This window comes from Mesorhizobium bavaricum (genome assembly GCF_056781655.1).
Genome location: NZ_CM165566.1, coordinates 5,728,875 through 5,755,073, shown reverse-complemented (window position 1 = coordinate 5,755,073; position 26,199 = coordinate 5,728,875). Strand labels below are relative to the sequence as shown.

General features: G+C 63.2%; 29 protein-coding genes, 2 pseudogenes and 1 riboswitch. Of the genes and pseudogenes, 23 read left to right on the top strand and 8 right to left on the bottom strand.

What is annotated here, in order from left to right:
• Positions 1-7: 7 nt before the first annotated feature.
• Positions 8-1,231 carry an MFS transporter gene (locus AC1RZR_RS28170; RefSeq protein ID WP_481826655.1) on the bottom strand — a complete coding sequence of 408 codons (1,224 nt, stop codon included), beginning with the start codon at positions 1,229-1,231 and terminating at the stop codon, positions 8-10.
• A 121-nt stretch (positions 1,232-1,352) separates the two neighbouring features.
• On the opposite strand from AC1RZR_RS28170, the gene AC1RZR_RS28165 reads away from it, so the two are divergent.
• Positions 1,353-1,961: a TetR/AcrR family transcriptional regulator gene (locus AC1RZR_RS28165; protein ID WP_477273988.1), complete on the top strand. Its 609-nt coding sequence runs from the start codon at positions 1,353-1,355 to the stop codon at positions 1,959-1,961.
• Positions 1,962-2,056: 95 nt separating this feature from the next.
• Entirely contained in the window at positions 2,057-3,040 is a 984-nt protein-coding gene (locus AC1RZR_RS28160) for a hypothetical protein (protein ID WP_481826654.1), read from the top strand.
• A 122-nt stretch (positions 3,041-3,162) separates the two neighbouring features.
• On the opposite strand, the pseudogene bluB reads toward AC1RZR_RS28160, so the two are convergent.
• A pseudogene (gene bluB / locus AC1RZR_RS28155) lies at positions 3,163-3,780 on the bottom strand (5,6-dimethylbenzimidazole synthase); the annotation flags it as partial.
• A gap of 60 nt (positions 3,781-3,840) precedes the next feature.
• A riboswitch (cobalamin riboswitch) is annotated at positions 3,841-4,020 on the bottom strand.
• A gap of 121 nt (positions 4,021-4,141) precedes the next feature.
• Here bluB and AC1RZR_RS28150 point away from each other — a divergent pair.
• The 6 genes from AC1RZR_RS28150 (at position 4,142) to AC1RZR_RS28125 (ending at position 9,161) form a co-directional block, all read left to right on the top strand.
• Complete coding sequence (locus tag AC1RZR_RS28150; protein ID WP_379105723.1) at positions 4,142-5,068, top strand: histone deacetylase family protein; 927 nt, start codon at positions 4,142-4,144, stop codon at positions 5,066-5,068.
• A 3-nt stretch (positions 5,069-5,071) separates the two neighbouring features.
• Positions 5,072-5,323: an exodeoxyribonuclease VII small subunit gene (locus AC1RZR_RS28145; RefSeq protein ID WP_027035956.1), complete on the top strand. Its 252-nt coding sequence runs from the start codon at positions 5,072-5,074 to the stop codon at positions 5,321-5,323.
• Between the two features lie 110 nt (positions 5,324-5,433).
• Complete coding sequence (locus AC1RZR_RS28140) at positions 5,434-5,700, top strand: DUF2277 domain-containing protein (protein ID WP_481829130.1); 267 nt, start codon at positions 5,434-5,436, stop codon at positions 5,698-5,700.
• Positions 5,701-5,734: 34 nt separating this feature from the next.
• A complete protein-coding gene (locus AC1RZR_RS28135; protein ID WP_481826653.1) occupies positions 5,735-6,655 on the top strand; it encodes a pirin family protein in 921 nt (306 codons plus the stop codon).
• A gap of 150 nt (positions 6,656-6,805) precedes the next feature.
• Positions 6,806-8,719, top strand: a complete 1,914-nt coding sequence (dxs, locus tag AC1RZR_RS28130) for a 1-deoxy-D-xylulose-5-phosphate synthase (RefSeq protein WP_477273995.1) — start codon at positions 6,806-6,808, stop codon at positions 8,717-8,719.
• Between the two features lie 148 nt (positions 8,720-8,867).
• Entirely contained in the window at positions 8,868-9,161 is a 294-nt protein-coding gene (locus tag AC1RZR_RS28125; RefSeq protein ID WP_481826652.1) for a hypothetical protein, read from the top strand.
• 26 nt (positions 9,162-9,187) lie between these two features.
• Here the strand turns inward: AC1RZR_RS28125 and AC1RZR_RS28120 are convergent.
• A pseudogene (locus tag AC1RZR_RS28120) lies at positions 9,188-9,401 on the bottom strand (GFA family protein); the annotation flags it as partial.
• A 144-nt stretch (positions 9,402-9,545) separates the two neighbouring features.
• Here AC1RZR_RS28120 and AC1RZR_RS28115 point away from each other — a divergent pair.
• Positions 9,546-10,310, top strand: a complete 765-nt coding sequence (locus tag AC1RZR_RS28115; protein ID WP_481826651.1) for a TlyA family RNA methyltransferase — start codon at positions 9,546-9,548, stop codon at positions 10,308-10,310.
• Positions 10,307-11,548 carry a class I SAM-dependent RNA methyltransferase gene (locus tag AC1RZR_RS28110; protein ID WP_481826650.1) on the top strand — a complete coding sequence of 414 codons (1,242 nt, stop codon included), beginning with the start codon at positions 10,307-10,309 and terminating at the stop codon, positions 11,546-11,548. Before AC1RZR_RS28115 ends, AC1RZR_RS28110 begins: the two co-directional genes overlap by 4 nt.
• A 19-nt stretch (positions 11,549-11,567) precedes the next feature.
• Here the strand turns inward: AC1RZR_RS28110 and AC1RZR_RS28105 are convergent, their stop codons facing one another.
• From AC1RZR_RS28105 to AC1RZR_RS28090, 4 genes are all read right to left on the bottom strand, one after another.
• Entirely contained in the window at positions 11,568-12,350 is a 783-nt protein-coding gene (locus AC1RZR_RS28105; RefSeq protein ID WP_481826649.1) for a transglutaminase-like cysteine peptidase, read from the bottom strand.
• 179 nt (positions 12,351-12,529) lie between these two features.
• On the bottom strand, positions 12,530-13,942 hold the full coding sequence (gene tldD, locus AC1RZR_RS28100) for a metalloprotease TldD (protein WP_477274004.1): 1,413 nt from the start codon (positions 13,940-13,942) through the stop codon (positions 12,530-12,532).
• An 84-nt stretch (positions 13,943-14,026) separates the two neighbouring features.
• Positions 14,027-14,518 (bottom strand): GNAT family N-acetyltransferase, encoded by a 492-nt coding sequence (locus AC1RZR_RS28095; protein WP_477274006.1) that lies wholly within the window; start codon positions 14,516-14,518, stop codon positions 14,027-14,029.
• Between the two features lie 10 nt (positions 14,519-14,528).
• Positions 14,529-15,098 (bottom strand): invasion associated locus B family protein, encoded by a 570-nt coding sequence (locus AC1RZR_RS28090; protein ID WP_477274008.1) that lies wholly within the window; start codon positions 15,096-15,098, stop codon positions 14,529-14,531.
• A 377-nt stretch (positions 15,099-15,475) separates the two neighbouring features.
• Between AC1RZR_RS28090 and coxB the strand changes: the two genes are divergently transcribed.
• The 13 genes from coxB (at position 15,476) to AC1RZR_RS28025 (ending at position 25,669) form a co-directional block, all read left to right on the top strand.
• Positions 15,476-16,342 (top strand): cytochrome c oxidase subunit II, encoded by an 867-nt coding sequence (gene coxB, locus AC1RZR_RS28085; RefSeq protein ID WP_481826648.1) that lies wholly within the window; start codon positions 15,476-15,478, stop codon positions 16,340-16,342.
• 37 nt (positions 16,343-16,379) lie between these two features.
• Positions 16,380-18,032 carry a cytochrome c oxidase subunit I gene (gene ctaD / locus AC1RZR_RS28080; RefSeq protein ID WP_379105753.1) on the top strand — a complete coding sequence of 551 codons (1,653 nt, stop codon included), beginning with the start codon at positions 16,380-16,382 and terminating at the stop codon, positions 18,030-18,032.
• Between the two features lie 77 nt (positions 18,033-18,109).
• Positions 18,110-19,054, top strand: a complete 945-nt coding sequence (locus AC1RZR_RS28075) for a heme o synthase (protein WP_477274013.1) — start codon at positions 18,110-18,112, stop codon at positions 19,052-19,054.
• Positions 19,051-19,218 (top strand): cytochrome c oxidase system small membrane protein, encoded by a 168-nt coding sequence (locus AC1RZR_RS28070; RefSeq protein ID WP_481831534.1) that lies wholly within the window; start codon positions 19,051-19,053, stop codon positions 19,216-19,218. The genes AC1RZR_RS28075 and AC1RZR_RS28070 overlap by 4 nt, the downstream gene beginning before the upstream one ends.
• Positions 19,219-19,226: 8 nt before the next feature.
• Complete coding sequence (locus AC1RZR_RS28065) at positions 19,227-19,859, top strand: cytochrome c oxidase assembly protein (RefSeq protein ID WP_477274015.1); 633 nt, start codon at positions 19,227-19,229, stop codon at positions 19,857-19,859.
• A 1-nt stretch (position 19,860) separates the two neighbouring features.
• Positions 19,861-20,742, top strand: coding sequence for a cytochrome c oxidase subunit 3 (locus AC1RZR_RS28060; protein WP_477274017.1), 882 nt, complete (start codon positions 19,861-19,863; stop codon positions 20,740-20,742).
• Between the two features lie 81 nt (positions 20,743-20,823).
• The gene (locus AC1RZR_RS28055; protein ID WP_477274019.1) at positions 20,824-21,315 is read left to right on the top strand and encodes a L,D-transpeptidase family protein; all 492 of its coding nucleotides are present in this window, start codon (positions 20,824-20,826) and stop codon (positions 21,313-21,315) included.
• Between the two features lie 3 nt (positions 21,316-21,318).
• On the top strand, positions 21,319-21,705 hold the full coding sequence (locus AC1RZR_RS28050) for a DUF983 domain-containing protein (RefSeq protein ID WP_379105762.1): 387 nt from the start codon (positions 21,319-21,321) through the stop codon (positions 21,703-21,705).
• Positions 21,702-22,457: an SURF1 family protein gene (locus AC1RZR_RS28045; protein WP_481826647.1), complete on the top strand. Its 756-nt coding sequence runs from the start codon at positions 21,702-21,704 to the stop codon at positions 22,455-22,457. The genes AC1RZR_RS28050 and AC1RZR_RS28045 overlap by 4 nt, the downstream gene beginning before the upstream one ends.
• Positions 22,458-22,528: 71 nt before the next feature.
• Entirely contained in the window at positions 22,529-23,539 is a 1,011-nt protein-coding gene (gene ispH / locus AC1RZR_RS28040) for a 4-hydroxy-3-methylbut-2-enyl diphosphate reductase (RefSeq protein ID WP_477274024.1), read from the top strand.
• Positions 23,540-23,544: 5 nt separating this feature from the next.
• A complete protein-coding gene (locus tag AC1RZR_RS28035) occupies positions 23,545-24,507 on the top strand; it encodes a homoserine kinase (RefSeq protein ID WP_477274025.1) in 963 nt (320 codons plus the stop codon).
• Positions 24,504-25,034 carry a ribonuclease HI gene (gene rnhA, locus AC1RZR_RS28030; protein ID WP_477274027.1) on the top strand — a complete coding sequence of 177 codons (531 nt, stop codon included), beginning with the start codon at positions 24,504-24,506 and terminating at the stop codon, positions 25,032-25,034. The genes AC1RZR_RS28035 and rnhA overlap by 4 nt, the downstream gene beginning before the upstream one ends.
• 41 nt (positions 25,035-25,075) lie before the next feature.
• Positions 25,076-25,669: a histidine phosphatase family protein gene (locus AC1RZR_RS28025; protein ID WP_481826646.1), complete on the top strand. Its 594-nt coding sequence runs from the start codon at positions 25,076-25,078 to the stop codon at positions 25,667-25,669.
• Positions 25,670-25,674: 5 nt separating this feature from the next.
• On the opposite strand, the gene AC1RZR_RS28020 is transcribed toward AC1RZR_RS28025, so the two are convergent.
• Complete coding sequence (locus AC1RZR_RS28020) at positions 25,675-26,151, bottom strand: DUF2938 domain-containing protein (RefSeq protein WP_481826645.1); 477 nt, start codon at positions 26,149-26,151, stop codon at positions 25,675-25,677.
• Between the last annotated feature and the right edge of the window lie 48 nt (positions 26,152-26,199).

Below are 26,199 nucleotides of genomic sequence, written 5' to 3'. Positions count from 1 at the left end.
TCGGGGATCATTCTGCAGGAACGACGCCTGCTTCGCATCCGTCCAGGTCGCATTTAGGCGTGGCAAGGCTGCGCTGGCCAAGCAACACGGTGGCCAGTGCGATTGTGCCTGAAGCCACCGACACCCAGAACCCGTTCTGGGCGCCGAATGCATCCACCACCGAACCGGCCGCGAACGAGCCCAGCGCCATGCCGATGCCGATCCCGGTGGTCACCCAGGTGATGCCCTCGGTCAGCATCGCCTCCGGCACGTGCCGCTCGATCAAGCCGAATGCCGTGATGAAGGTCGGTGAGATCGCCACGCCGCTGACGAAGACGGCCAGCGCCAGAAGCGGCACCGTGTCGGCGGCGAGCAACGGCAGCGCTGTGAGCGCGATGACGGCGACGGCGATGGCAAGTTGACGCTGCAGGGCCATTTTCAGGTTGAGCGCCCCGACGATGATGCCGAGCACGAACGATCCCAGCGCGTAGACGCCGATGACCAGGCTCGCGGCGGCCGGCTGGCCAAGCTCCTTGGTGATCGCCACGGTGCTCACTTCCGTCGTCGCGAAGGTTGCGCCGATGAAGATGAGGGCGAAGGTGATGATCTGCACCGGCCGCAGGCGGATTGCCGAGCCGCGCGAACCATGTTCCACCGGCCGCACTTGCGGCTCGGTCGAACGCTGCAGGATGAAGGCCGTCGAGCCGACGGCGAGGAACAGCGAACTCGCCAGCATTCCGGCTTCCGGGAACAGGGCGGAGCTGAGGCCCACCGACAGCGATGCCCCGGCAATGTAGACCAGCTCGTCCGCCGCCGACTCGAAGGCGAATGCGGTGTTCATTTCGGGCCGTCCGCGGAAAATCTCGGTCCAGCGTGCGCGCACCATTGCCGGGATGCTGGGCATCGCCGCGGCCAGCAGCGCCGACACGAACAGCGTCCATACCGGCCAGTTCTGATTGGCCGCCGCAATCAGGACGGCAAAGGCGAGCACGGAGATGATCGTGGTCGGCACCACGATCCGCGTCTGGCCAACGCGATCCACCAGCCTTGATATTTGCGGCGCCACGAAGGCGTTGGCCAGTGCGAATGTCGCTGAGACGGCGCCGGCCAGCCAGTACTCGCCACGCGTCTGCGACAGCATCGCCACGATGCCGATTGGCGCCATCGCGATCGGCAGGCGCGCCATGAAGCCCGCGGCTGCAAAGCCCTTGGCGCCGGGAGCGCGAAAGATTTCCGCATAGGGATTTTGCATGGTCCGGTTCCTCGACAAAGGAAGATTCGACAATTACATACGAAGCGTATGATTGTTAGATAGATCATACGCCGCGTATGTCAATTGGCATACGAAGCGTATGTTAGTAGGTCCAGAAGCCATGCACAAACCTCGCAAGGAAATGATCGCCGAGACGCGCGCCAAGCTGATCGCGGCGGCCCGCCACGCCTTCGGCACGATCGGCTATGCTGAAGCCTCAATGGATGATTTCACTGCCTCGGCCGGGCTGACGCGCGGCGCACTCTATCATCACTTCGGCGACAAGAAGGGATTGCTGCAGGCGGTCATCGCCGAAATCGACGGCGAGATGGCGGCGCACGTGAACGAAGTGGCGTCGAGAGCGCCGACCCGCTGGCAGCATTTCGTCGACGAATGCACGACCTATATCGAGATGGCGTTGGAACCGGAAATCCAGCGCATCATGTTCCGGGATGGCCCAGCCGTGCTGGGAGATCCGGCACAATGGCCGAATGCCAATGCATGCATCGCTTCAATGACCAGCCATCTGACGATGTTGCAGGAGGAGGGGGTTGTCGTCTCCAGCCTCGACCCCGAGACTGCCTCGCGGCTGATCAACGGGGCGAGCAGTCAGGCGGCGCAACGGATCGCCAATTCGAGCGACCCCGAAGCGACGTCGAAGAAGGTGGTGACGGCGTTCAAGCAACTGCTCGAAGGCCTGCTCAAAAAGCCTGATCCGCAGCCGAACTGAAATCCCCATAGGCGGTCCGGCGCCATTGCCCGCAATTGACAATAGCCGGTTTGAGCGCATCCTCTCGCGCCATCTCTGAAGCGGAGATTCGGGGCATGTGGGATTTCGATATCGGCAGGTCGGTGTCCATCATGATGCGGACCTGGCCCTTCATTGTCTTTCGCATGATCGTCTATTTCGGCATCACGCTGGCCTACATCATTGCGACCGGTGCGGGCGCCTCCGTTGGCTATGGTATCGGCCATATCTCCACCGATCCTGACGAGCCGCTGTCATTTGCCTTGTGGGGCGGCGTGGTCGGGTTCGGTATCGTCTCGATCGCCGTTTATTGGATCCGCGAATACATCCTCTACGTCGTCAAGGCCGGCCATATCGCCGTCATGGTCCATCTGATCGACGGCCGCGATATTCCCGACGGCCAGAACCAGATTGCCTACGCCAAGGACATCGTCACCCGGCGTTTTGCCGAAGCCAGCATCCTTTTCGTCGTCGACCAGCTGGTCAAGGGCGCCATCCGCGCCATCACCGGCCTGATCGGCGGCGTCGCCGCTTTCCTGCCGATCCCGGGCTTGAGCGGCCTGGTCTCCTTCATCAACACGGTGATCCGCCTGTCGCTGACCTATGTCGACGAGATCATCCTGGGCTACAACATCCGCATCAATTCAGCCTCGCCGTTCGAGACGGCGCGGCAAGGCGTCGTGCTCTACGCCCAGAACGGCAAGATCATGGTCAAGAACGCCGTCTGGCTGGCGGTCGTCATGTGGGGCGTGTCGTTCGTCATCTTCCTGCTGATGCTGGCTCCGGCCGGTGCCATTCTTTTCCTCATGCCCGGGCAGCTCGCGGGCTGGGCCTTCGTGCTCGCCATTGTCTTCGCCTGGGCTTTCAAGGCCGCGTTCATCGAACCCTTCGCCATCGCCTGCCTGATGCAGGTCTATTTCAGGACCATCGAGGGCCAGGTGCCCGATCCCGAGTGGGACGCCCGGCTGGCCGAAGCGTCGTCGAAATTCAGGGAACTCAAGGACAAGGCGCTGGCCTCCTTCGGTGGCTCGCGCTGGGGCACGGCCGGCGCGACAGGCTGATCAGCGGCGGTCGCCGTCGCCGGTGCGGCGCCGACAGCGTTGAGGCGCGTTACGGTCGATTTGAGCGGCGCTTCGCCTTGCCCGGAAAAAATCTCGCTCATGATCAGCTCCGGCAACGGCAGGCGGCGTCCCCAGCCGTGCGTTTCAAGGTCCGGTTTTGGCGCGAACTCCGAGACGCGGCCGACGCAGAGATAGGCGACCGGGGTCACATGCTCTGGAATTGACAGCAGGTCTTTCAACGCTTGCGCCTCGATGATGCTGACCCAGCCGACACCAACACCTTCGGCGCGCGCCGCCAGCCAGAAGTTCTGCACCGCGCAAACCGTGCTGTAGAGGTCCATCTCCGGATTGTGCCAGCGCCCCAGCGGCGAACCCTTCGAGCGCTGGCGGTCGCAGGTGATGCAGATGTTGAGCGCGCTTTCGCAGATGCCTTCCAGCTTGAGCTTGCGGTAGAGCGCCTGTCGCTCTTCCGCGATGGCTGGCAACTCCTGTTCGCGCGCCGCCAGGAACAGGTCGCGCACCTTCTGCCGTCGCTCGGTGTCGCGAATGACGATGAAGTTCCATGGCTGCATGAAGCCGACCGATGGGGCGTGATGGGCCGCAAGCAGCAGCCGCGCCAGCACATCATCTTCGAGCGCGGTGGGCAGGAAATGGCTGCGGACATCGCGCCGCGTGAACATGGCGCGGTAAACCGCGTTGCGTGCACTTTGGTCAAATCCGTCGCCAACTGGAGCGGTCATGTGTTCCGGCATCGCGTGTCCCCTTGCGATTGCAGTAGATGTCATCCGCCTGACCATGCGGACGACGATACCTGCCAGGCCGGTCTTCTGGCTCGGGATCAACCCGCGTCCGGTGCCTTCCCGTCATCGACAGTGGCATTTACCGGCGCGGTCCCCCTCACAGCGTTGGGCACGCCACGGAATTCAACCGTGTTCCCGATTCTCTCGCTTGCGGCGAGCACCAGGCAGTGGCGGCGACCTTACGCCGAAGCACTGGCGACGCCAATGCCCGTAGCGACACCAATGGACGCAGGCGTGATTTTCCCCAGTCATCAACCGCCTGCGCATGGCCTTTGTCGATCCGGGTCACTAGATTAGGGCGATGACCACCCGTCTCTACAGCCATCCGATCTTCCTCGAGCACATCACGCCGCCCGGCCATCCCGAGCGGCCCGACCGCTTGCGCGCCATCGAGCGTGTGCTCGACGACGAGGCTTTTGCCACGCTCGATCGCGTCCAGGCGCCGGAGGGCGACGAGGCCACCATCCTCTACGCGCATCCCGCCGATTTCGTCGCCCGCGTCCGCGCATCCATTCCCGACACGGGCATTGCCCGCATCGACGCCGACACCACCGCCAGCCCGAAGAGTTGGCAAGCGGCGATCACGGCGATTGGTGCTGCCAACGCTGCCGTGGACGACGTTTTCACAGGCCGCGCCGACAATGTCTTCGTCGCCGCGCGGCCGCCCGGCCACCATGCCGAAAAGACCACGGCCATGGGCTTCTGTCTCTTCAACACGGCGGCGATTGCGGCGCGCCATGCACAGAGGAAACATGGCGTCGAGCGCGTTGCCGTCGTCGACTGGGACGTGCATCACGGCAACGGCACGCAGGATATTTTCTGGGACGATCCGACGGTGCTCTATTGCTCGACGCACCAGATGCCGCTCTATCCCGGCACCGGGGCAAAGAGCGAAACCGGCGCCGGCAACATCGTCAACGCACCGTTGGCGCCGCAGACCGGCAGCGAGGTTTTCCGCGACGCCTTCCTGTCGCGGGTCCTGCCGGCGCTCGACAATTTCGCGCCGGACCTGATCATCATTTCGGCCGGGTTCGACGCTCATCACCGAGATCCATTGGCCGAGATCAACCTGACCGAGGACGATTTTGACTGGGCGACCGGCCAGTTGATGCAGCGCGCCACGCGCCACAGCGGCAACCGGCTCGTCAGCTTGCTCGAGGGTGGCTACGATCTGCAGGGACTGGCATTTTCGGTCGCCGCCCATGTCGGGCGACTGATGAAAGGATGAATGATGGCTGGTGAGACCAACGAAGACATCAAGGCGATGAGCTTCGAACAGGCACTCGACGCGCTGGAGAAGATCGTCGATGATCTGGAGCGTGGCGACGTGCCGCTCGACCAGTCGATCCGCATCTACGAGCGCGGCGAGGCGCTGAAGGCACATTGCGACCGGTTGCTGAAGGCCGCCGAGGACAAGGTCGAGAAGATCAGGCTGTCGCGCGACGGCAAGCCGGTTGGAACGGAGCCGCTCGACGCCGACTGAGGCATGCTCCCGAACGATGGCCTTGCCTCATCGGTTTTTGGACATGATCATGATCGAGGATGGAATTCGTCCCGATTGAAACGGCTTCAGGAAGAGGAGGTTCGCAAACGATGTGCAGAAACATCAAGACCCTGTTCAATTTTGATCCGCCTGCAACCCAAGACGAGGTGCGCGACGCAGCCCTTCAGTTTGTCCGCAAATTGAGCGGAACGACACGGCCCTCGAAGCAGAACCAGCACGCGTTCGACCACGCCGTCGAGGCCATCGCGGCATCGGCGCGTGAGCTTCTCGATTCCCTCGAAACCCATCAGCATCCTCGCAATCGCGAAGAGGTGGCGGCCAAGGCGCGGGCAAAAGCCGCGGTCCGTTTTGCCTGACGCAAGTAGGCGCGGCCGCTGACAAGGAGAGTGCATGAGCTTCTTCCCTGGGAAAGACCCTGAAGTCGGCGATGACTTTGCCAGCGATCAGATCGAGCTGATGGTCATCCCGAACGCCAAGGACATTGGCGGTTTCCAGGTGCGCCGCGCGCTGCCGACCGCCAAAAGGCGGCTGGTCGGGCCCTTCATCTTTTTCGACCGCATGGGCCCGGCGATCCTGCGCGCCGGCCAGGCGCTCGATGTCCGTCCGCACCCGCATATCGGGCTGTCGACGGTGACCTACCTGTTCGACGGCAAGATCCGGCATCGCGATTCACTCGGCACCGAAATGGTTATCCAGCCCGGCGACGTGAATTTGATGACCGCCGGCCGCGGTATCGTTCATTCGGAACGCACGCCCGAGGAACTGCGCGGCGCGCCGATGTCGGTCTCAGGCCTGCAGACATGGCTGGCATTGCCGGACGGCAAGGAAGAAGTGGCCCCGGTGTTCGAAAACACCGCAGCGCTTCGACTTCCCGAGATCGATGCCGAAGGCGTCAGCGGGCGCATCGTCATCGGTGATTTCCAGGGGCTGCGGTCCCCGGTGAGGGCCGACTCCGAGACGCTTTATGCCGATTTGCGTCTGGCGCCCGGTGCCAGCGTGAAAATTCCCGCCGACGCGGAAGAGCGCGCCATCTACACCCTCGAAGGCGAGGTCTCGATTTCGGGCGACGTTTTCCCGGCCGAGCGCTTGCTGGTGTTCCGGCCCGGTGACGAGATCGTTGTGTCGTCGCAGACAGGCGCGCATTTCATGCTGTTCGGCGGCGCCTCGCTCGGCTCGAAGCGTTACATCTGGTGGAATTTCGTCTCGTCGTCGAAGGAGCGCATTGAGCAGGCCAAGCAAGAATGGAAGACGGGCCGCTTCGACATCGTTCCCGGCGATGAGGAAGAATTTATCCCGCTGCCGGAAAGCTAGGGCATGATCCCGAGAATGGGAACCGGTTTTCGGACGAGATCATGCCCAACAGATAGAACCACAGCCTGATCCGCGTCACTGACACGCATTTACTTTCGCCGGCCGGCGGCCTATCCCGCCCATGAACAGAAAGCCCGAGCAGGCCTACCCGTGAACGCAACGCCGCATACGCCGCTCCTCGACAAGGTCCGCATCCCTGCCGACCTGCGCACGCTTGCCGAGAGCGAACTGCCACAACTGGCATCCGAGCTTCGCGCCGAGCTGATCGACGCGGTGTCCCGCACCGGCGGCCATCTTGGCGCCGGCCTTGGCGTGGTCGAGCTGACGGTGGCGCTGCACTATGTCTTCAACACCCCGGATGACCGGCTGATCTGGGATGTCGGCCATCAGGCCTATCCGCACAAGATCCTGACTGGCCGCCGCGACCGTATCCGCACCTTGCGTCAGGAGGGCGGCCTGTCCGGCTTCACCCGCCGCGCCGAGAGCGAGTACGATCCCTTCGGCGCCGCCCATTCCTCGACATCGATATCGGCCGGCCTCGGCATGGCCGCCGCTCGCGACCTCTCCGGCGGCCGCAATAACGTCATCGCCGTCATCGGCGACGGCGCCATGTCGGCCGGCATGGCCTACGAGGCGATGAACAATGCCGGCGCGCTCGATGCCCGGCTCATCGTCATTCTCAACGACAACGACATGTCGATCGCGCCGCCGACCGGCGCGATGAGCGCCTATCTGGCGCGTCTGGCCTCGGGCAAGACCTATGTCGGCCTGCGCGACTTCGGCAAGAAACTGACGTCCTATCTCGGCAAGCGCGCCGATCGTGCGATCACCCGGGCGGTCGAGCATGCGCGCGGCTATGTCACCGGCGGCACGCTGTTCGAGGAACTCGGCTTCTATCATATCGGCCCGATCGACGGTCACAATCTGGAGCATTTGATCCCGGTCCTGAAGAATGTCCGCGACAATGGCGAAGGCCCGGTGCTGATCCATGTCGTCACCCAGAAGGGCAAGGGCTACGCGCCGGCCGAGGCCGCCGCCGACAAATATCACGGCGTCAACAAGTTCGACGTCATCACCGGAGCGCAGGCCAAGGCGCCGGCCAACGCACCGGCCTACACCAAGGTGTTCGCCGAAAGCCTGGTCCAGGAAGGGCGTGAGGATGACCGCATCGTCGCGGTCACCGCCGCCATGCCGAGCGGCACCGGCCTTGACCTGTTCGGCGAAGCGTTTCCGTCGCGGACCTTCGATGTCGGCATCGCCGAACAGCACGCGGTGACCTTCGCCGCTGGCCTCGCCACCGAAGGTTACAAGCCGTTCGCCGCGATCTATTCGACCTTCCTGCAGCGCGCATACGACCAGGTCGTCCACGACGTCGCGATCCAGAAATTGCCGGTGCGTTTTCCCATCGACCGCGCCGGCTTCGTCGGCGCCGATGGCGCCACCCATTGCGGCGCCTTCGACACCACCTTCCTGGCAACCTTGCCGGGTTTTGTGGTGATGGCGGCGGCCGACGAAGCGGAGCTGCGCCACATGGTGCGCACCGCGGCGAGCTATGACGAGGGCCCGATCGCCTTCCGCTATCCGCGCGGCAACGGCGTCGGCGTCGACATGCCGGAGCGCGGCGCGATCCTCGAAATCGGCAAGGGCCGTATCGTCAGGGAAGGCAGCAAGGTCGCACTGCTGTCCTTCGGCACGCGGCTGCAGGATTGCCTGATTGCCGCCGAGGAGCTTGGCGCGGCCGGGCTTTCCACCACGGTCGCCGATGCCCGTTTCGCCAAGCCGCTCGACGAGGATCTGATCCGGCGGCTGGCCCGCTCGCACGAGGTTCTGGTGACGGTGGAAGAGGGCGCCGTCGGCGGCTTCGCCAGCCACGTGCTGCAGTTTCTCGCCCATGAAGGCTTACTGGAAAGCGGCCTGAAGGTGCGCCCGCTGGTGTTGCCCGACGTATTCTCCGACCACGCCAAGCCGGAAAAGATGTATGCCGATGCCGGGCTGGATGCCGCCGGCATCGTGCGCACAGTGTTCGTCGCCCTCGGCCATACAGCCAGCGCCCAGCGCGCCTGAATCAAAATCTCAAGGGCTTGAATCAGTTTGCCGGCTTGATGTCTTAACGCCTTGTTAAGGCTGCCGTTTGGCGCTTTGCTTACCCTGTCTCTTGGCCGTTTTTCAACGGCGCCCTGCTAGACCGTGATCAGGCAGGGAGACAACAACAATGAGAACGCTTCTGTGCGGCGTGGCGCTTTCAGCGGCCATCGTCGCACCGGCCGCCGCCGAAACGCGCTATGATCGCAGCCTTGAAAAGGCGGCCATGGGCATCATCGCCGGCAAGATGGGCGATATCCGCGGCGGCTTTTCCTACAAGCAGGTGCCGCAACTGGTCGTCCTGCCGGATCCCGGTCCGGCGCCTGTGGGCGCGCCCGAGCCTCCCCGCGAGCAGGCTTCGGGGGATCGCGGCGACGGCTTGTCTCCAGCCGTCGATCGCCAGGTTTCGCGAACCATTTTCTAGGGCATGTCGCCCGTTCAAGCGGCGCGCTAGAACCACATGTCGCGCGCAGCGGCCATCGCGCGGCAGGTCGTCGTAAGTGTCGAGACCATCGAAATGGTCGATCGGCAAGTCGGCGACGGCTTCCGGCGGTGCAAGCCTGACATTGACGGGGATTCGAGTGCGGCCAGTGGGGCTGGAGCGCAAGCCACGCCAGGCGAGCACGCATGCGCAAGTGGGACAGAACAGGATCTCGAACGAAGGCGCATTCTTTCCGGCGCGCGTATTGTGCTGGACCCGATGCTATGCGCGCAAGCGGCGCAGCGGCTTGATGGGTTCGCACGGCTTCCAACGATGTACCCGCCCCAATGTCCTTGCCTTCGCGACCAGCTTTCGCCATGAAGGCCGATGAACTTGCCTTTGCCAGCCAGCGCCCGCCAGCGGCTCGACGACCTGCTCGTCCAGCGCGGGCTGTTTGCCAGCCGCTCGCGCGCTCGCGACGCGGTCGAACGCGGTACGGTGACCGTCGACGGTGTCATTGCGCGCAAGCCCGGCCAGAACGTTCTGCCGCAATGCCTGATCGCCATCGATGATCCTGCGCAAGGCTACGTGTCGCGCGCGGCGCTCAAGCTGATCGGCGGGCTCGACCATTTCGGCCTCGATCCCGCTGGCCGCGAAGCACTCGACATCGGCGCTTCGACCGGCGGCTTCACCCAGGTCCTCCTTGAGCGCGGTGCGGCCCACGTCACCGCCATCGATGTCGGGCATGGCCAGATGCATCCCGATATCGGCAACGATCGGCGTGTGACTGTCATCGAGGGCCTGAACGCGCGCGATCTCACAGTCGCCGATCTGGCCGGCCGGATCCCGGATTTCATCGTTTCCGATGTCAGCTTCATTTCGCTGAAACTGGCGCTGCCGCCGGCGCTCGCCATCGCGAAGGTAGGTGCCGCCGCCATGTTTCTGGTCAAGCCGCAATTCGAGGCGGGCCGCGAAGCGATCGGCAAGGGCGGCCTGTTGAAGGATCCCTTCGATGCCGCCCGTGTCGCCGGCCTGCTGCAGGATTGGCTGGACGCCGTTCCCGGCTGGCGCTCGCTGGGGATGCATTTGTCGCCGATCGAAGGCGGCGACGGCAACCGCGAATTCCTGCTCGGTGGGATCAAGGATCGATGAGCGCGCGCTTCAGCATCAGGAAACTCGGCGCCCAGGGCGACGGTATCGCAGAGACCGAGAGCGGCGATCTGTTCATTCCCTTCACGCTGCCCGGCGAGGTCGTCAACGCCGCGCGCGAAAGGGATCGCGCCACGCTCATGGCGGTGCTGGAAGCCTCGCCGCTGCGCATCGAACCCGCCTGCCGCCATTTCACCGAATGCGGCGGGTGCGCCCTCCAGCATTTCGAAGCCGAAGCCTACCGCCAGTGGAAACGCGAAAAGGTGGTGCACGCCCTGAAGGGCAAGGGCATCGATTGCGAGGTCGGCGAACTGGTCGCCTGCGTGCCGCACACGCGCCGCCGTGTCGTGCTCGCCGCACGGCGCACCGATACAGGCATGCAGCTCGGCTTCAATCGCCATCTGTCGCCGGAAATCATCTCCATTTCGGAATGCCCGATCTCGGTGCCCGAGATCGTCAGCGCACTCGATCGGCTGAAGGCGCTCGCCGAACTGGTCTGCGCCACCACCAAATCGTTCCGGCTGGCGGTCACCGTGACCGGTTCGGGCCTCGATGTCGCGCTTCACGAATCCGGCAAGCTCGGCGAAAACCAGCGTCGTGTCGCCTCCAACTTCGTCCTGGCTCAGGGGTTTGCCAGGTTGTCGATCGACGACGAGATCATCATCGAGCCAAGGAAGCCTGTCGTCATGTTCGGCAGTGTCGCTGTCGCCGTGCCGCCGGGCGCCTTTCTGCAGGCAACCGAGGCCGCCGAACAGACCATGGCCGATATTGTCGGCGGACATCTCAAACGTGCCAAGAAGGTCACCGATCTTTTCGCCGGCTGCGGCAGCTTTGCCTTGCGGCTGGCGGCGAAGTCGGAAGTCCATGCGGTGGAGGGCGATGCGGCAGCCCTTTCGGCGCTCGACCGGGGATCACGCTTCGCGAGCGGTCTGAAGCGGGTGACGGGCGAACGCCGCGACCTGTTCCGGCGGCCGCTGACCTTCAAGGAATTGAATGCCTTCGACGGCCTGGTATTCGACCCGCCACGCGCCGGCGCCGAAGACCAGTCGAAGCAGATCGCGCGCTCGGATGTCCCCTACGTTGCCGCGGTGTCCTGCAATCCTGTGACGCTCGCTCGCGACCTGCGCATTCTGCTCGACGGCGGCTACACCTTGAAAAGCGTGACGCCGATCGACCAGTTCCTGTGGTCGCCGCATGTCGAGGCGGTGGCGCTGCTGGAGAAGCCGAGAAAGAGGCGGTAGCCGTGGGTTTCGGCTCCTACTAGCTTGGCGACAGTCGTTTCGACGTGCCGCCCCGTTGGTTGATCGACACCCATGTGTTTGGGTTCTGCTGGGACTGGCGTTTGAGGAAGTAATAGCCCGTCGCATTCCAAGGTCTGATCTCATTGACCAGATTGTCCAGGACAAGATCGCCCTTGTCGGTTTTCACTGTCAGGATGGTGTGGCCCTCATTGTCCAGGTCGCGCACCACGGTCATCAGCAGCGCCTGCCGCGGGAATCCCGCCTCCTGAAGAAGCTTGCGCTTGTAGAGGGCGTAGATCTTGCAGTCGCCCTTGCCGTCCACGGGGTAATCCCAGTGGTCCGCCATCGTGCCCCAGTGATCGAAATTGCTGACGGGTTTGATGGCGCTGTTCGCCTTCTGATTTATCCGCTTGAGGATGCGTAGGTTCTGCGCCGTCAGCTTGACATTCGCGGCCGGCAGAGCGCGTACCTTGCACTCTTTTGGTCGACGATGGCAGAAATCGACCCAACCGTAGGGGACGCTGGTGCTTGCACCAACGGTGGCGGAGCGCAGCCCTTCCGTTGAAGATTGCGTCGATCGCGACTTGAACAACGTCGACTGTGCTGCCGCCGGGCTGGCTTGCAGCGATGTCGCACCAATTAACGAAACGAAGCCAAGTAGGAAAGACGAAGTCAGGACGCCGGAGATATGCCGCATTGCCAAAACCACCACCGCAACAAGGAAGCTGGTGCTGCGTCCGTGCGCAAAAGGCAGCCCAGGCAGTTGAAGACATAACAATTTCCTAATGTCGATTGTGTTCACTTCAAGGTGCTGAGAGGGATTAGCTGGAAAATGCCGTCTCTCCCCCAGACCCCGTCAGGATCGAGGAACGTTGCGACGCCGATCCCGCCGAAATGCCGGCTCCTGTCAAGATGACGACCTTGGATGGTTGGTTGCATTCGGAAACATCGTTTGGAAGGCGATGTTCCATCCCGGCATGCTCAAACCCTGGTGCCACCCACCGTCATCTGGTTCATGCGCAAATGCGGCTGGCCGACGCCGACCGGGACGCCCTGTCCGGCCTTGCCGCACATGCCGATGCCGGTGTCGAGCTTCATGTCGTTGCCGATCATGGAAACGCGGTGCATGGCGTCCGGCCCGTTGCCGATCAGCATGGCGCCCTTGATCGGCTGCGTCACCTTGCCGTTCTCGATCATGTAGGCCTCGGTGCAGCCGAACACGAATTTGCCCGAGGTGATATCGACCTGGCCGCCGCCGAAGGACACGGCATAGATACCGTTCTTGACCGAGGCGATGATTTCGTCCGGCTCCATGTCGCCCGCCGTCATAAAGGTGTTGGTCATGCGCGGCATCGGCTGGTGCGCATAGCCTTCGCGCCGGCCGTTGCCGGTGGCCTTCATGCCCATCAGTCGGGCATTCTGGCGGTCCTGCATGTAGCCGACCAGCTTGCCGTCCTCGATCAGCACGTTGCGAGCTGAAGGCGTACCTTCGTCGTCGACGGTGAGCGAGCCGCGCCGCTCCGGCATGGTGCCGTCATCGACGACCGTCACGCCCTTGGCGGCGACCTGCTGGCCCAGCAGGCCGGCGAAGGCCGAGGTCTTCTTGCGGTTGAAGTCGCCTTCCAGCCCATGGCCGACGGCCTCGTGCAGCATGACGCCCGGCCAGCCGCTGGACAGCACGATGTCGAAGGTGCCAGCCGGCGCCGGTATGGCCTCAAGATTGACCAGCGCTTGCCTGAGCGCCTCCCTGGCGGCGTGCTTCCAGCTGTCCTCGACAAGGAAGTCGCCAAAGGCCTTGCGTCCGCCCATGCCGTAGGAGCCGCTCTCCTGTCGGTCGCCGTCGCCGACGACGACCGAAACACTGACCCTGACCAGCGGGCGGATGTCGCGCACCACCTGGCCATCGGCGCGCACGATCTCGACATGCTGCCAGGACGAGGTCAGCGAGGCTGAAACCTGGCGCACGCGCGGGTCCTCGGCGCGCAGCCAGGCGTCGATTTCCTGCAGCAGCTTTGCCTTGGCCTCGAAGGAGGGCGAGGGGATCGGATTCTCGTCGCCATAGAGATGGCGGTTGGTGCGGGCCGGTGCTGCGGCGAGTGTGCCGGAATAGCCGCCCTTGACGGTTGAAACGGCGTCGGCGGCGCGCAGCAGCGAGGCTTCGGAAAGGTCGCTGGAATGGGCATAGCCACTGGCTTCGCCGGCGACCGCACGCAGGCCAAACCCCTGGTCGGTGTTGAAGTTGGCGGTCTTCAGCCGGCCATTGTCGAACATCAGCGCTTCGCTCTCGCTGTATTCGAGGAACAGCTCGCCGTCATCGGCGCCGTTTATGGTGTCGGCAACGATCTGCTTGATGCGATCGTCTGAAATGTCGAATTGGCCGATCAGGCTGTTCATGGCGCGGGCCCTTCAATAAGCGGTTTTACCGGATGTAGGCGCCAGGGCGCCGTTCGGCAATCCTCACGATGGAACACACAGATCCTATGTCAGGCGGCGCGCCATCACGATTTCGTCGATCTCCCGGCCCTCATGAAGAAAGCCTGCAGGTATGCAGCCAATTTCCTGAAAACCTTCGCGTTGATAAAATCGTATGGCGGCGGGATTTTCCGCGCTTACAGCCAACTCGACCTGCCTTATGCCCAATGCGCGCGCATGATCGAGCAGCAGATTGAGCATCGCGACGGCGTGTCCGCCGCCACGCTCGCTGTCGCGCAGATAGACCATGATGATGGTGGCGCGGTGCGCCATCTTGCTGCCCTGCTGCCGCATCAGGCCCATTATGCCGACAGGCTCTTCGCCCCGGAAGCTGACGACGACCGGGTTGGTCGTCAGGCGCCGACGCCACTCCTCGTCAGGGAGACTTTCCCAATCCGATACGCTGCTGGCGAAGGCTTCGGGAGCAACACGCAAGGCCTCCAGGCGAATTCGCTTGAAGATCTCGAAATCGTCCGGATCGAGCAGTTTCAAGGCCAAACAGTCAGGCTCAGGGCAGGGCGGCGAAACCGTCGGCGAAACCCTTGAGGTCGACCGGGATGCCGATGCCTTCTTCCGGGGTCTGGAAGACGATGAAGGTGGCCGACGTGCCGGTCTTCAGCGTGTCGAGCAGCGGTTTTTCAAGAATGACCTCGGCGTAGCAACCATCCTGGAAGCAGCGCACGAAATAGGCGCGGCCGATGTCCTTGCCGTCGACATTGAGGCCGAGCCCGTTGGGCAAAAGCACGCCTAGTGGCGCCAGCACGCGCAGGATCTCGGCCTTGTTGTCTGCGGTGCGCAGCACGACCACCGACAATCCCATCTCGGGTCGGTCCTCGGCGACGACGTTCTGCATCATCACGCACTGCTCGGAGGTGGCGCCGGCCGGCGTGTCGCAGATGATCGACCATGCGCCATGCGTCGAGCGGACAGTCCCGCTCGGCTGCGCGGCATTGGCCTGGCTAGACAAGCCCATAAAAGACAGGCCGATGACGGAAGGGCCGATTGCGGACAAGGCGGCGAGAAAGATGACCCTCGCCAGGATTCTCGAAAGCGCAAGTCTCGAAAGCCAAGGGTTCATGACGGCTCCATTGCGAATCACGGCACTTTAAGCCGCGCCAAAGCCAAGTAAAGGATGAGACCGCAACCGGTCTGCCCCGAAAAAGCCAATACGGCGCTTTTTCCCTGCCAATTTCGCCCGAATTGCGACGGTCGGCACGCCCGGCCCGCAGGAATGGTGCGGTGGGCCGAACATACGCGATTCGGGGCCGTTGCCGTTACCTTCAAAGGCACATCCGCGCTTGCGCGCAAAAATGCCGCACGGTTTCGCCCGCTCCTTTCTTGCGGAGGGAAAAAGAGTATGGTTTGAACCACCTTGAGACTGTCGGGATTCCCGTCCCGGCATTGTTCGTTATTCTCGTGGGGCACGCCGCGAGGAACTGGGAGACGATGAGGGCGATGAGAAGATTCCTAGCAGGCGCAGTTGCCGCCGCCACGTTTTTCGCCGGCGCATCCGCCCATGCCGATCAGCCCAAGGACTGGGAAACCGGCTTCCAGGCGCCGGCAACCGACATGATGCGGCAGATCGAGTGGTTCGGGAACTACACGATGTGGTTCATCGTCCCGATCACCATACTGGTGCTGTGTCTGCTTGCTTATTGCATCTTCAAATTCCGCGCGAGCGTGAACCCGGTTCCCTCCAAGACCAGCCACAACACGCTGATCGAGGTGATCTGGACCGTCGGCCCGGTCGTCATTCTGCTCTGCATCGCCATTCCTTCGTTCCAGCTGCTCACCGCGCAATACACGCCGCCGGAAGACGCCAAGCTGACGATCAAGGCAACTGCCAACCAGTGGAACTGGGACTACGAATACCAGGTCGACAAGACGCTCTCCTTCAATTCCGCGATCCTGCAGGAAGCAGACCGGGCCAAGGCCGGCAAGGAAGACCGCGCGGCCTATCCGCGCCTGCTCGCCGTCGACAACGAGATGGTCGTGCCGGTCAACACCATGACCCGCGTGCTGGTGACCGCGGCGGACGTCATCCACTCCTTCGCCATGCCTGCCTTTGGCATCAAGATGGACGCGGTTCCCGGGCGGACCAACGAGACCTGGTTCAAGGCCGACAAGGAAGGCCTCTACTACGGCCAGTGCTCGCAGCTCTGCGGCAAGGACCATGCCTTCATGCCGATCGCCATCCGCGTCGTCTCCGACGCGCAGTACAACAGCTGGCTGGCAGCAGCCAAGACCGACCTGCCCGGGGCCAACAAGGCGCTGATGGCCGAGGTCGATGGCGTGAACAAGGTAGCGGCCGCCGGCAACTGATGCCGCGGCCAGAAAAGATCAGGGAACGGAGCGGAACATGGCAGGCGCTGCAGCTCACGACGACCACGACCACAAGCCGTATCACGGCTGGGTCCGGTGGGTGTATTCCACCAACCACAAGGACATCGGCACGCTCTATCTGATCTTCGCGATCTTCGCCGGCATCGTCGGCGGTGCCCTGTCGGTCGCCATTCGCATGGAGCTGCAGGAGCCGGGGATCCAGATTTTCAGCGGCCTCGCACAGATGGTCTACGGCATGAACGGTGACGCCGCGATCGACGGCGGCAAGAGCATGTACAACGCCTTCGCCACCGCGCACGCGCTGATCATGATCTTCTTCATGGTCATGCCGGCCCTGATCGGCGGTTTCGCCAACTGGATGGTGCCGATCATGATCGGTGCGCCTGACATGGCCTTCCCGCGCATGAACAACATCTCCTTCTGGCTACTGCCGCCGGCTTTCATCCTGCTGCTCGGCTCGATGTTCATGCCGAGCGCACCTGGCGCCTACGGCGTCGGTGGCGGCTGGACGCTCTATCCGCCGCTGTCGACCTCGGGTCAGCCCGGACCGGCGATGGATCTGGCGATCCTGTCGATCCACATTGCCGGCGCCTCGTCGATACTCGGCGCCATCAACTTCATCACCACCATCTTCAACATGCGTGCGCCGGGCATGACGCTGCACAAGATGCCGCTGTTCGCCTGGTCGGTGCTGGTCACCGCTTTCCTGCTGCTGCTGTCGCTTCCGGTGCTGGCCGGCGCCATTACGATGCTGCTCACCGATCGTAATTTCGGCACGACGTTCTTTGCACCCGACGGCGGTGGCGATCCGATCCTGTTCCAGCATCTGTTCTGGTTCTTCGGTCACCCTGAAGTCTACATTCTGATCCTGCCGGGCTTCGGCATCATCAGCCACATCGTCTCGACCTTCTCGAAGAAGCCGGTGTTCGGCTATCTCGGCATGGCCTACGCGATGGTGGCGATCGGCGCTGTCGGCTTCATCGTCTGGGCACACCACATGTATACGACCGGCCTGTCGCTCGACACGCAGCGCTATTTCGTCTTCGCCACGATGGTCATCGCGGTGCCGACGGGCGTGAAGATCTTCTCCTGGATCGCCACGATGTGGGGCGGGTCGATTTCGCTGAAGCCACCGATGCTGTGGGCCCTCGGCTTCATTTTCCTGTTCACCATCGGTGGTGTCACCGGCGTCCAGCTGGCCAACGCCGGTCTCGACCGCTCGCTGCACGACACCTATTTCGTCATCGCGCACTTCCACTACGTGCTGTCGCTGGGCGCGGTCTTCGCCATCTTCGCAGGCTGGTACTACTGGTTCCCGAAGATGACCGGCTACATGTATTCCTTTGCCATCGCCAACACCCATTTCTGGGTCACCTTCATCGGTGTCAACCTGATCTTCTTCCCGCAGCATTTCCTCGGCCTTGCCGGCATGCCGCGCCGCACCATCGACTATCCGGACGCGTTTGCCGGCTGGAACATGGTGTCGTCCTACGGCTCGTATATCTCGGCGGTCGGCGTGGCGATCTTCCTCTATGGCGTGTTCGAGGCTTTCCAGAAGAAGCGCGTCGCCGGTGCCAATCCGTGGGGCGAAGGTGCCACGACACTGGAATGGCAGCTGCCTTCGCCGCCGCCTTTCCACCAGTGGGAGCAACTGCCGAAGATCAAATAAGGCGGCAGCCTCCATGGAATCGAAACCGCCGGCCTGCCGGCGGTTTTGGCCAAACGGAATGATGGACTTGAGTACGCATGGCCCTAGTCGACGAAACCAGCATTGACGAAGCGGGCTTCCGCATGTCGGAAGCGACGGCGGGCGATTTTTTCGCCCTGCTGAAGCCGCGTGTCATGTCGCTGGTGGTGTTCACGGCTTTCGTCGGGATGGTCGCCGCGCCGGTGACGATCAATCCGCTGCTGGCGGTGATCGCGATCCTGTCGATCGCGATCGGTGCCGGCGCCTCCGGTGCGCTCAACATGTGGTACGACGCCGACATCGACGCGGTGATGACGCGCACCGCGGGTCGTCCCGTCCCGGCCGGCCGCATCCTTCCCGGTGAGGCGCTGGGCTTCGGGCTGGTGTTGTCTGTGCTGTCGGTGATGACGCTCGGCGTGCTCGCCAACTGGCTGGCGGCGACGCTTCTGGCCTTCACCATCTTCTTCTATGCTGTCGTCTATACGATGTGGCTGAAGCGCTGGACGCCGCAGAACATCGTCATCGGCGGCGCCGCCGGCGCCATTCCGCCGGTGATCGGCTGGGCTGCGATAACCGGGAGCGTCAGCCTGGAAAGCTTTGTCCTGTTCCTGATCATCTTCCTGTGGACGCCGCCGCATTTCTGGGCGCTGGCGCTGTTCAAGTCCGAGGACTATGCCCGCGCCGGCATTCCGATGATGCCGAACGTCGCCGGCCATGCCTCGACCCGCCGTCAGATTTTCGCCTACGCACTGGTGCTGGCGCCGGTCGGCGTGCTGCCGTGGCTGCTGGGCTACACCACACCGGTCTATGGCGTCGCCGCCGTGCTGCTCGGGTTGGGTTTTGTCTGGTACGCGTGGAAGGTGCTTGATATGGCCGACGACGACCGCGTGATGAAGCCGGCCAAGGCCTTGTTCGCCTATTCGCTGCTCTATCTCTTCGCCATCTTCGCCTCCTATCTCGCCGATAGCGTCGTCGAGCGCGCGCTTGCAATGGGTGGAGCATGACCATGATCGAAGAAAAGCTCGAGCTGGTCACGCTGACCGAGCGGCAGAGGAAGGCCAGACGCAACCGCTCTGTCGCCATCGGCCTGGCTTTGGCGGTGCTGGTCATCATTTTCTACATCGCGACGATCGTGAAGTTCGGCCATCACGTCTCCGGATCGATGTGAGGACGACGATGAGCCGCGCGACAGTCACTGACCCAACGAAGAAGAACACAAACCGCATCGTCGCGTTCGTCTGTGTGGCCTTCTTCGGCGGCATGATCGGCATGGCCTATGCAGCGGTGCCGCTCTACAAGATGTTTTGCCAGGCGACGGGCTATGGCGGCACGACGCAGCGTGCCGAGAAGCAATATGCCGGTCGCGTGCTCGACCGTGAGATCACCGTCCGTTTCGATGCCAACATCGCCGGCGTTCCCTGGGATTTCCAGCCGGTTCAACGGTCGATGACGATGAAGATCGGCGAGACGGTGCAGGCGCACTATCAGGCCACCAACAAGTTCGATCGCCCCGTGACCGGCCGCGCCACATTCAACGTGCAGCCGGAACTGGCGGGACCCTACTTCAACAAGGTCGAGTGCTTCTGCTTCACCGATACGACGCTGAAGCCCGGCGAGACGCTGGACATGCCGGTCGTGTTCTATGTGGATCCCGACATCGTGAACGTACCGGAACTGAAGGACGTGAAGACAATCACTCTGTCCTATACGATGTTCCCGGTCGAGAAGAGCAAGCCGGTCGCGTCGTCGGAGCCGGTCCAGGGCAATAGCAAGACAATTTCGAATACCGAAGCAAATCTCGGGGGTTGATATGGCAGACGCGCACGCAAAACCACACCATGACTACCATCTCGTCGACCCGAGCCCATGGCCTTTCCTGGGGTCCATCGGCGCATTGGTGACCGCGATCGGCGGCGTCTGCCTGATGCAGTATCTCAAGGCCGGCGATTTCCCGATCTTCGGTTTCAACATCGCCAATCCGTGGCTGTTCTTCATCGGCCTGGCGATCGTCCTCTACACCATGTTCGCCTGGTGGTCGGACACGATCAAGGAAGCGCACGAGGGCCATCACACGCGTGTCGTGTCGCTGCACCTGCGCTACGGCATGATCATGTTCATCGCATCCGAGGTGATGTTCTTCGTTGCCTGGTTCTGGGCATACTTCGATGCCAGCCTGTTCCCGAGCGAGGCTCAGCAATACGCCCGCACCGCTTTTACCGGCGGTGTCTGGCCGCCGAAGGGCATGGAAGTTCTCGATCCCTTCCACCTACCGCTCTACAACACCGTCATCCTGCTCTTGTCGGGCACCACGGTCACCTGGGCGCACCATTCGCTCATCCATGGTGATCGCAAGGGGCTGATCAACGGCCTGGTGCTGACCGTCGGCCTCGGCATGCTGTTCACCATGGTGCAGGCCTACGAGTACATGCATGCTCCGTTCGCCTTCAAGGATTCCATCTATGGCGCCACCTTCTTCATGGCGACCGGCTTCCATGGCTTCCATGTCATCATCGGCACCATCTTCCTGCTGGTCTGCCTGATCCGGGCGATGAAGGGTGATTTCACCCCCAAGCAGCATTTCGGCTTCGAGGCGGCCGCCTGGTATTGGCACTTCGTCGACGTGGTCTGGCTGTTCCTGTTCGCATCGATCTATGTCTGGGGATCGGTCGGCGCGGTGATCGAAGGTCACTGATACCGGTCTGAGGAGATGAGGCGGCCGCGGCGACGTGGCCGCCTTCTTCTTTTCGGCGCAATGATCGCCGATCGATGGCCAATGCGGCTGACTGTTCTCTGTGCCATCTACGCGTGCATGATCGCGATAGCTCCGGCCTTTGCCGCCGAGAGGGTCGATCTGGTGCGCGTGCACAAGGCGGAACGGCTGCTGGAACTGGTCGGCGACGGCAAGGTGCTGCGCAGCTACAGCATCGCGCTCGGCGGCGATCCCATCGGCCACAAGCACCAGGAAGGCGATCAGCGCACACCCGAGGGGCGCTATGTCCTCGATTGGCGCAACCCGAACAGCATCGCCCACAAGTCGATCCATATCTCCTATCCCAATGCCGACGATCTGACGGCCGCCAAGGCACGCAATGTCGACGCGGGCGGCATGATCATGATCCACGGCCAGCCAAATGGTTTCGGCTGGTGGGGCTGGCTGCTTCAATTGGTCGACTGGACCGATGGCTGCATTGCGGTTACGGACTCCGACATGGACGAAATCTGGGCAATGGTGGCCGACGGCACACCGATCGAGATCGAGCGGTAAGCAATGAGCGACGACAAGGCGATCTGGCCGCCGATCGATCCGATCTCGGCCGGCCTGCACGGCCGCTGCCCGCGCTGCGGCGAGGGGCGGCTGTTTTCCGGCTTCCTCACCGTCGGTAAGCGCTGCACCAATTGCGGCCTCGATTATTCCTACGCCGATGCCGGCGATGGGCCGGCGGTCTTCGTCATCCTGATCATCGGCTTCATCATCGTCGGCCTGGCGCTCTGGGTTGAAGTCACGCTGAGCCCTCCGCTCTGGCTGCATCTGCTGGTCTGGATTCCGCTGGCTGTTGTGCTGTGCCTGACGGCGCTGCGGCTGATCAAAGGCGTGCTGCTGACGCTGCAATACCGCAACAAGGCGGCCGAGGGCCGGCTGGATCACGGCGAATGACCGAGGCATCCGTTAGAACTGGCGGCCGTTCGCGGCCAAGGACGGCATTGCTGCTCGGCCTTGGCCTGGTTCTGATGCTGATCCTGCTGGCGCTCGGCACCTGGCAGGTCCAGCGCCTGCAGTGGAAGGAAGGCCTTCTGCAGACCATCGATCAGCGGACGCACTCGGTGCCGCGGCCGCTCGCCGAGGTCGAAAAAGAATTCGCCTGGACCGGAGACGTCGACTATACGCCGGTGACCGTCAGCGGCACTTTCCTGCATTCCGGCGAACGGCATTTCTACGCGACCTGGGACGGCGACGCCGGCTTCAACGTCTACACTCCGCTGGCCCTCGACGATGGCCACTTCGTCCTGATCAATCGCGGCTTCGTGCCCTACGACCTGAAAGATGCCGCCAAGCGCGCGAAGGGGCAGGTGACGGGCAAGGTGACGATCACCGGCCTCGCCCGCAACCCGCTGCCGGCAAAGCCGTCGATGATGCTTCCCGACAACGACGTGGCCAAGAACATCTTCTACTGGAAGGATCGCGACGCCATGGCGGCGAGTGCCGGGCTGCCGGCGGGCGCCACGCTGGTGCCGATCTTCATCGATGCCGACAAGACGCCAAATCCGGGCGGGTTGCCGGTCGGCGGCGTCACCATCATCGACCTGCCGAACAGCCATCTGCAATATGCGATGACCTGGTATGGCCTTGCCGCCGCGCTCGCCGCCGTGCTCATCCTGCGGCTTCGCCGTCCCGTGAAAGAGGAATGAAGGCTATCGCTGCCCTTGACAGGGCGGGGGTAGGCACCTCATTTCGGCTTTGATCAACCGGCCCGGATTTAATGCTTCAGACAACCACCAAGCCACCCCTGACGATCCGGCTCTGCCAGCCGCGCGGTTTTTGCGCCGGCGTCGACCGCGCCATCCAGATCGTCGTGCTGGCGCTGAAGAAATATGGCGCACCGGTCTATGTCCGCCATGAGATCGTGCACAACCGCTACGTCGTCGAGGGACTGCAAAGCCTTGGCGCCGTATTCATCGAAGAGCTCTCCGAGATTCCCCCTGAGCATCGGGAGTCGCCGGTCGTGTTCTCGGCGCATGGCGTGCCGAAATCGGTGCCGGCGGATGCCCGGGCGCGCAACCTCTTCTATCTCGACGCCACCTGTCCGCTGGTGTCGAAGGTCCACAAGCAGGCGATGCGCCATCAGCGGCTGGGCCGCCATGTGCTGCTGATCGGCCATGCCGGACACCCCGAGGTGATCGGCACAATGGGCCAACTGCCGGACGGCGCGGTGACGCTGATCGAGACCGAGGCCGACGCGGCGAAGCTTGCGCCTGCCGATCCGCAGGCGCTCGGCTTCGTTACCCAGACCACGCTGTCGGTCGAGGACACCGCCGGCATCATCCGTGCCTTGCAGGATCGCTTTCCAGACCTGCATGCCCCGGCTGCGGAATCGATCTGCTACGCCACCACCAACCGCCAGGAGGCGGTCAAGGAAACCGCGGCCGGCGCCGATCTCTACCTGATCGTCGGAGCGCCCAATTCCTCCAATTCGCGGCGTCTTGTCGAAGTGGCGGAGCGTGCCGGCGCCTCGATGTCGCTTCTCGTGCAGCGCGCCGCCGAGATTCCGTGGAATGACATCGCCGGCATCTCGACGCTCGGTCTGTCGGCAGGGGCATCGGCACCGGAGATCATCGTCGATGAGATCATCGACGCGTTCCGCCAGCGCTTCGATGTCACGATCGACCTGGCCATCACGGCCACGGAAACGGAGGATTTTCCGGTCATGCGGGTACTGCGCGATGTCGAACTGACGCGGGCCGACATGGCCTTCGTCAATGGAGCCGCGTAAGGCACATGGCGGTCTACACCGACGTTGCCGAAGGTGAACTCGGCGCATTCCTCAAGCACTATCCGGTCGGCGATCTCCTGTCCTACAAGGGCATCGCCGAAGGCACGGAAAACTCGAACTTCCTGCTGCACACCTCCAGCGGCTCCTACATCCTGACGCTCTATGAAAAGCGCGTCGAGAAGGCGGATCTGCCGTTTTTCCTCGGACTGATGGACCATCTCGCCAAAAAAGGCGTGTCCTGTCCGCTGCCGGTGACCGCGCATGACGGCAGCGTCATCGGCACGCTCGCCGGCCGGCCGGCGGTCATCATCACCTTTCTCGAAGGGCTTTCGCTGCGGCGGCCGGCGGCAACGCATTGTGCCGAGGTCGGCAAAGCCCTGGCGGCCCTGCATCTGGCCGGAGCCGATTTTTCGATGACCCGTCCCAATGCGCTCGCCATCGACGGCTGGCGCAAGCTTTGGAATGCGTCCCGCGACCGCGCCGACGAGGTTGAGCCTGGCCTGGCCGCCGAGGTCGATGCCGACTTCGCCGACTTCGAGCGGAACTGGCCGAAGGACCTTCCCGAAGGCATCATCCATGCCGATCTTTTCCCGGATAACGTGTTCTTCCTCGGCGAAAGGCTGTCCGGTCTGATCGATTTCTATTTCGCCTGCGACGACCTCTACGCCTACGATGTCGCCACCTGCCTCAACGCCTGGTGCTTCGAGAAGGATTTTTCCTTCAACCTGACCAAGGGCAAGGCATTGCTGGCCGGCTATCAGAGCGTGCGTCCCCTGAGCGAACAGGAAAATGCGGCGCTGCCGATGCTGGCGCGCGGATCGGCGCTGCGCTTCATGCTGACCCGGCTCTACGACTGGTTGACCGTTCCCAATGGCGGGCTGGTGATGAAACGCGATCCGACCGAGTATATCCGCAGGATGCGGTTCCATCGGGCGATCAGATCTCCTTCGGAATATGGATTGGCATGAACAAACAGGTTGAGATTTTCACCGACGGCGCCTGTTCGGGCAATCCCGGCCCTGGCGGCTGGGGTGCGATCCTGCGCTTCAACGGCACCACCAGGGAGCTCTCCGGCGGCGAAGCGGAGACCACCAACAACCGGATGGAACTGCTCGCCGCCATTTCGGCGCTCAACGCGTTGAAGGAACCCTGCACGGTCGATCTCCACACCGACAGCAAATACGTCATGGACGGCATTTCCAAGTGGATCCACGGCTGGAAGAAGAACGGCTGGAAGACCGCCGACAAGAAGCCGGTCAAGAATGGCGAACTCTGGCAGGCGCTGGATGAGGCCAACAGGCGCCACAAGGTGACCTGGAACTGGGTCAAGGGCCACGCGGGCCATGCGGAGAACGAACGCGCCGACGAACTCGCGCGCGAAGGCATGGCACCGTTCAAGAAAGGCCCGGTCAAGCCTGCTGCTGCGCCAAGGCCAACTGCGCAGGCAACCCAGCCGGCAGTGGCGAAGGCACGGCGCTCGACCCAGAGTTATTGAACTCCGGGAGGGGGCGGCTCTCACGCAGGAAGACGTCTATCGTGCCGATCCTGTACTATGTCACCCATCCCCAGGTTCAGGTCGATGCCAACATTCCCGTGCCGGAATGGGGTCTATCCGACATCGGACGCGCGAGGGCGATTGCGATGCTCGATCAGCCCTGGGTTGGATCGATCGGGCGTATCGTGTCGTCGGCTGAGCGCAAGGCGATGGAAACCGCCGAAATCCTCGCAACGCATCTCGGCCTCGCCATCGAAGTGAGGGCCCGGACGCATGAGAATGACCGATCGGCAACGGGCTTCCTGCCGCCGCCGGAGTTCGAAGCGGTCGCGGACCAGTTCTTCGCCAATCCGCACAAAAGCGTTCGCGGATGGGAGCGGGCCATCGATGCCCAGCAGCGGATCGTGAGCGAGGTCGACGCCGTGCTCGGTACCGCTGGCGCCGACGACATAGCTTTCGTGGGCCATGGCGGCGTCGGAACGCTCCTGCTGCTCGCCCTCGGCGGCCGAAAGATCAGCCGCGAAGCCGATCAGCCGGCGGGCGGCGGCAACTACTTCGCGTATGACATCGCCGCACGCCGCGTTATCCACGGCTGGCGGCCGATCGACGCGCCGATGCAGCGTCGCGACGATTGACCGGACTACCGGATCAGCAGCGCCGTGCCGTAGAGCCCGAGCGCGAACACCGTGTGCGACACCAGGTTAAGCGCCCGGATCTGCATCGGGTTGGGGCGCTTCGAGGCAGCCCAGCCGGCGCCCATGCCGGGAGCCAGCAGAAACCAGCCGGCGCCCACGGTGACCATGCCGAGGATGAAAGCCGGCAGGAAGGTCGGCGCCGCCAGCCAGGCCGCTCCCGCCAACGCCACCAGGATGATGCCGTAGGCGATGCCGACAAGATAGTGAAAGGCCCAGCCCAGCACCACTTCGTGCGTGTAGGGCGCCGCGTCGCCAATATCGTCGTGAAAGACCTTGTCGCGGAGATGCCAGACCCATCGACCGACCGGTCCCCAATTCGGCCGCGGTTGACCGAATGCCTTGTGGAGGAAGAAGGCCCAGATATCCATCAGCGCGGTGGCGCCGATGCCGATCGCGATGGTGCGCCAGAAGATGTCAAACATCGTTGGACCTCCCCAAAATCCGACAGTTCAGAAACAAGCTCGGTCGCC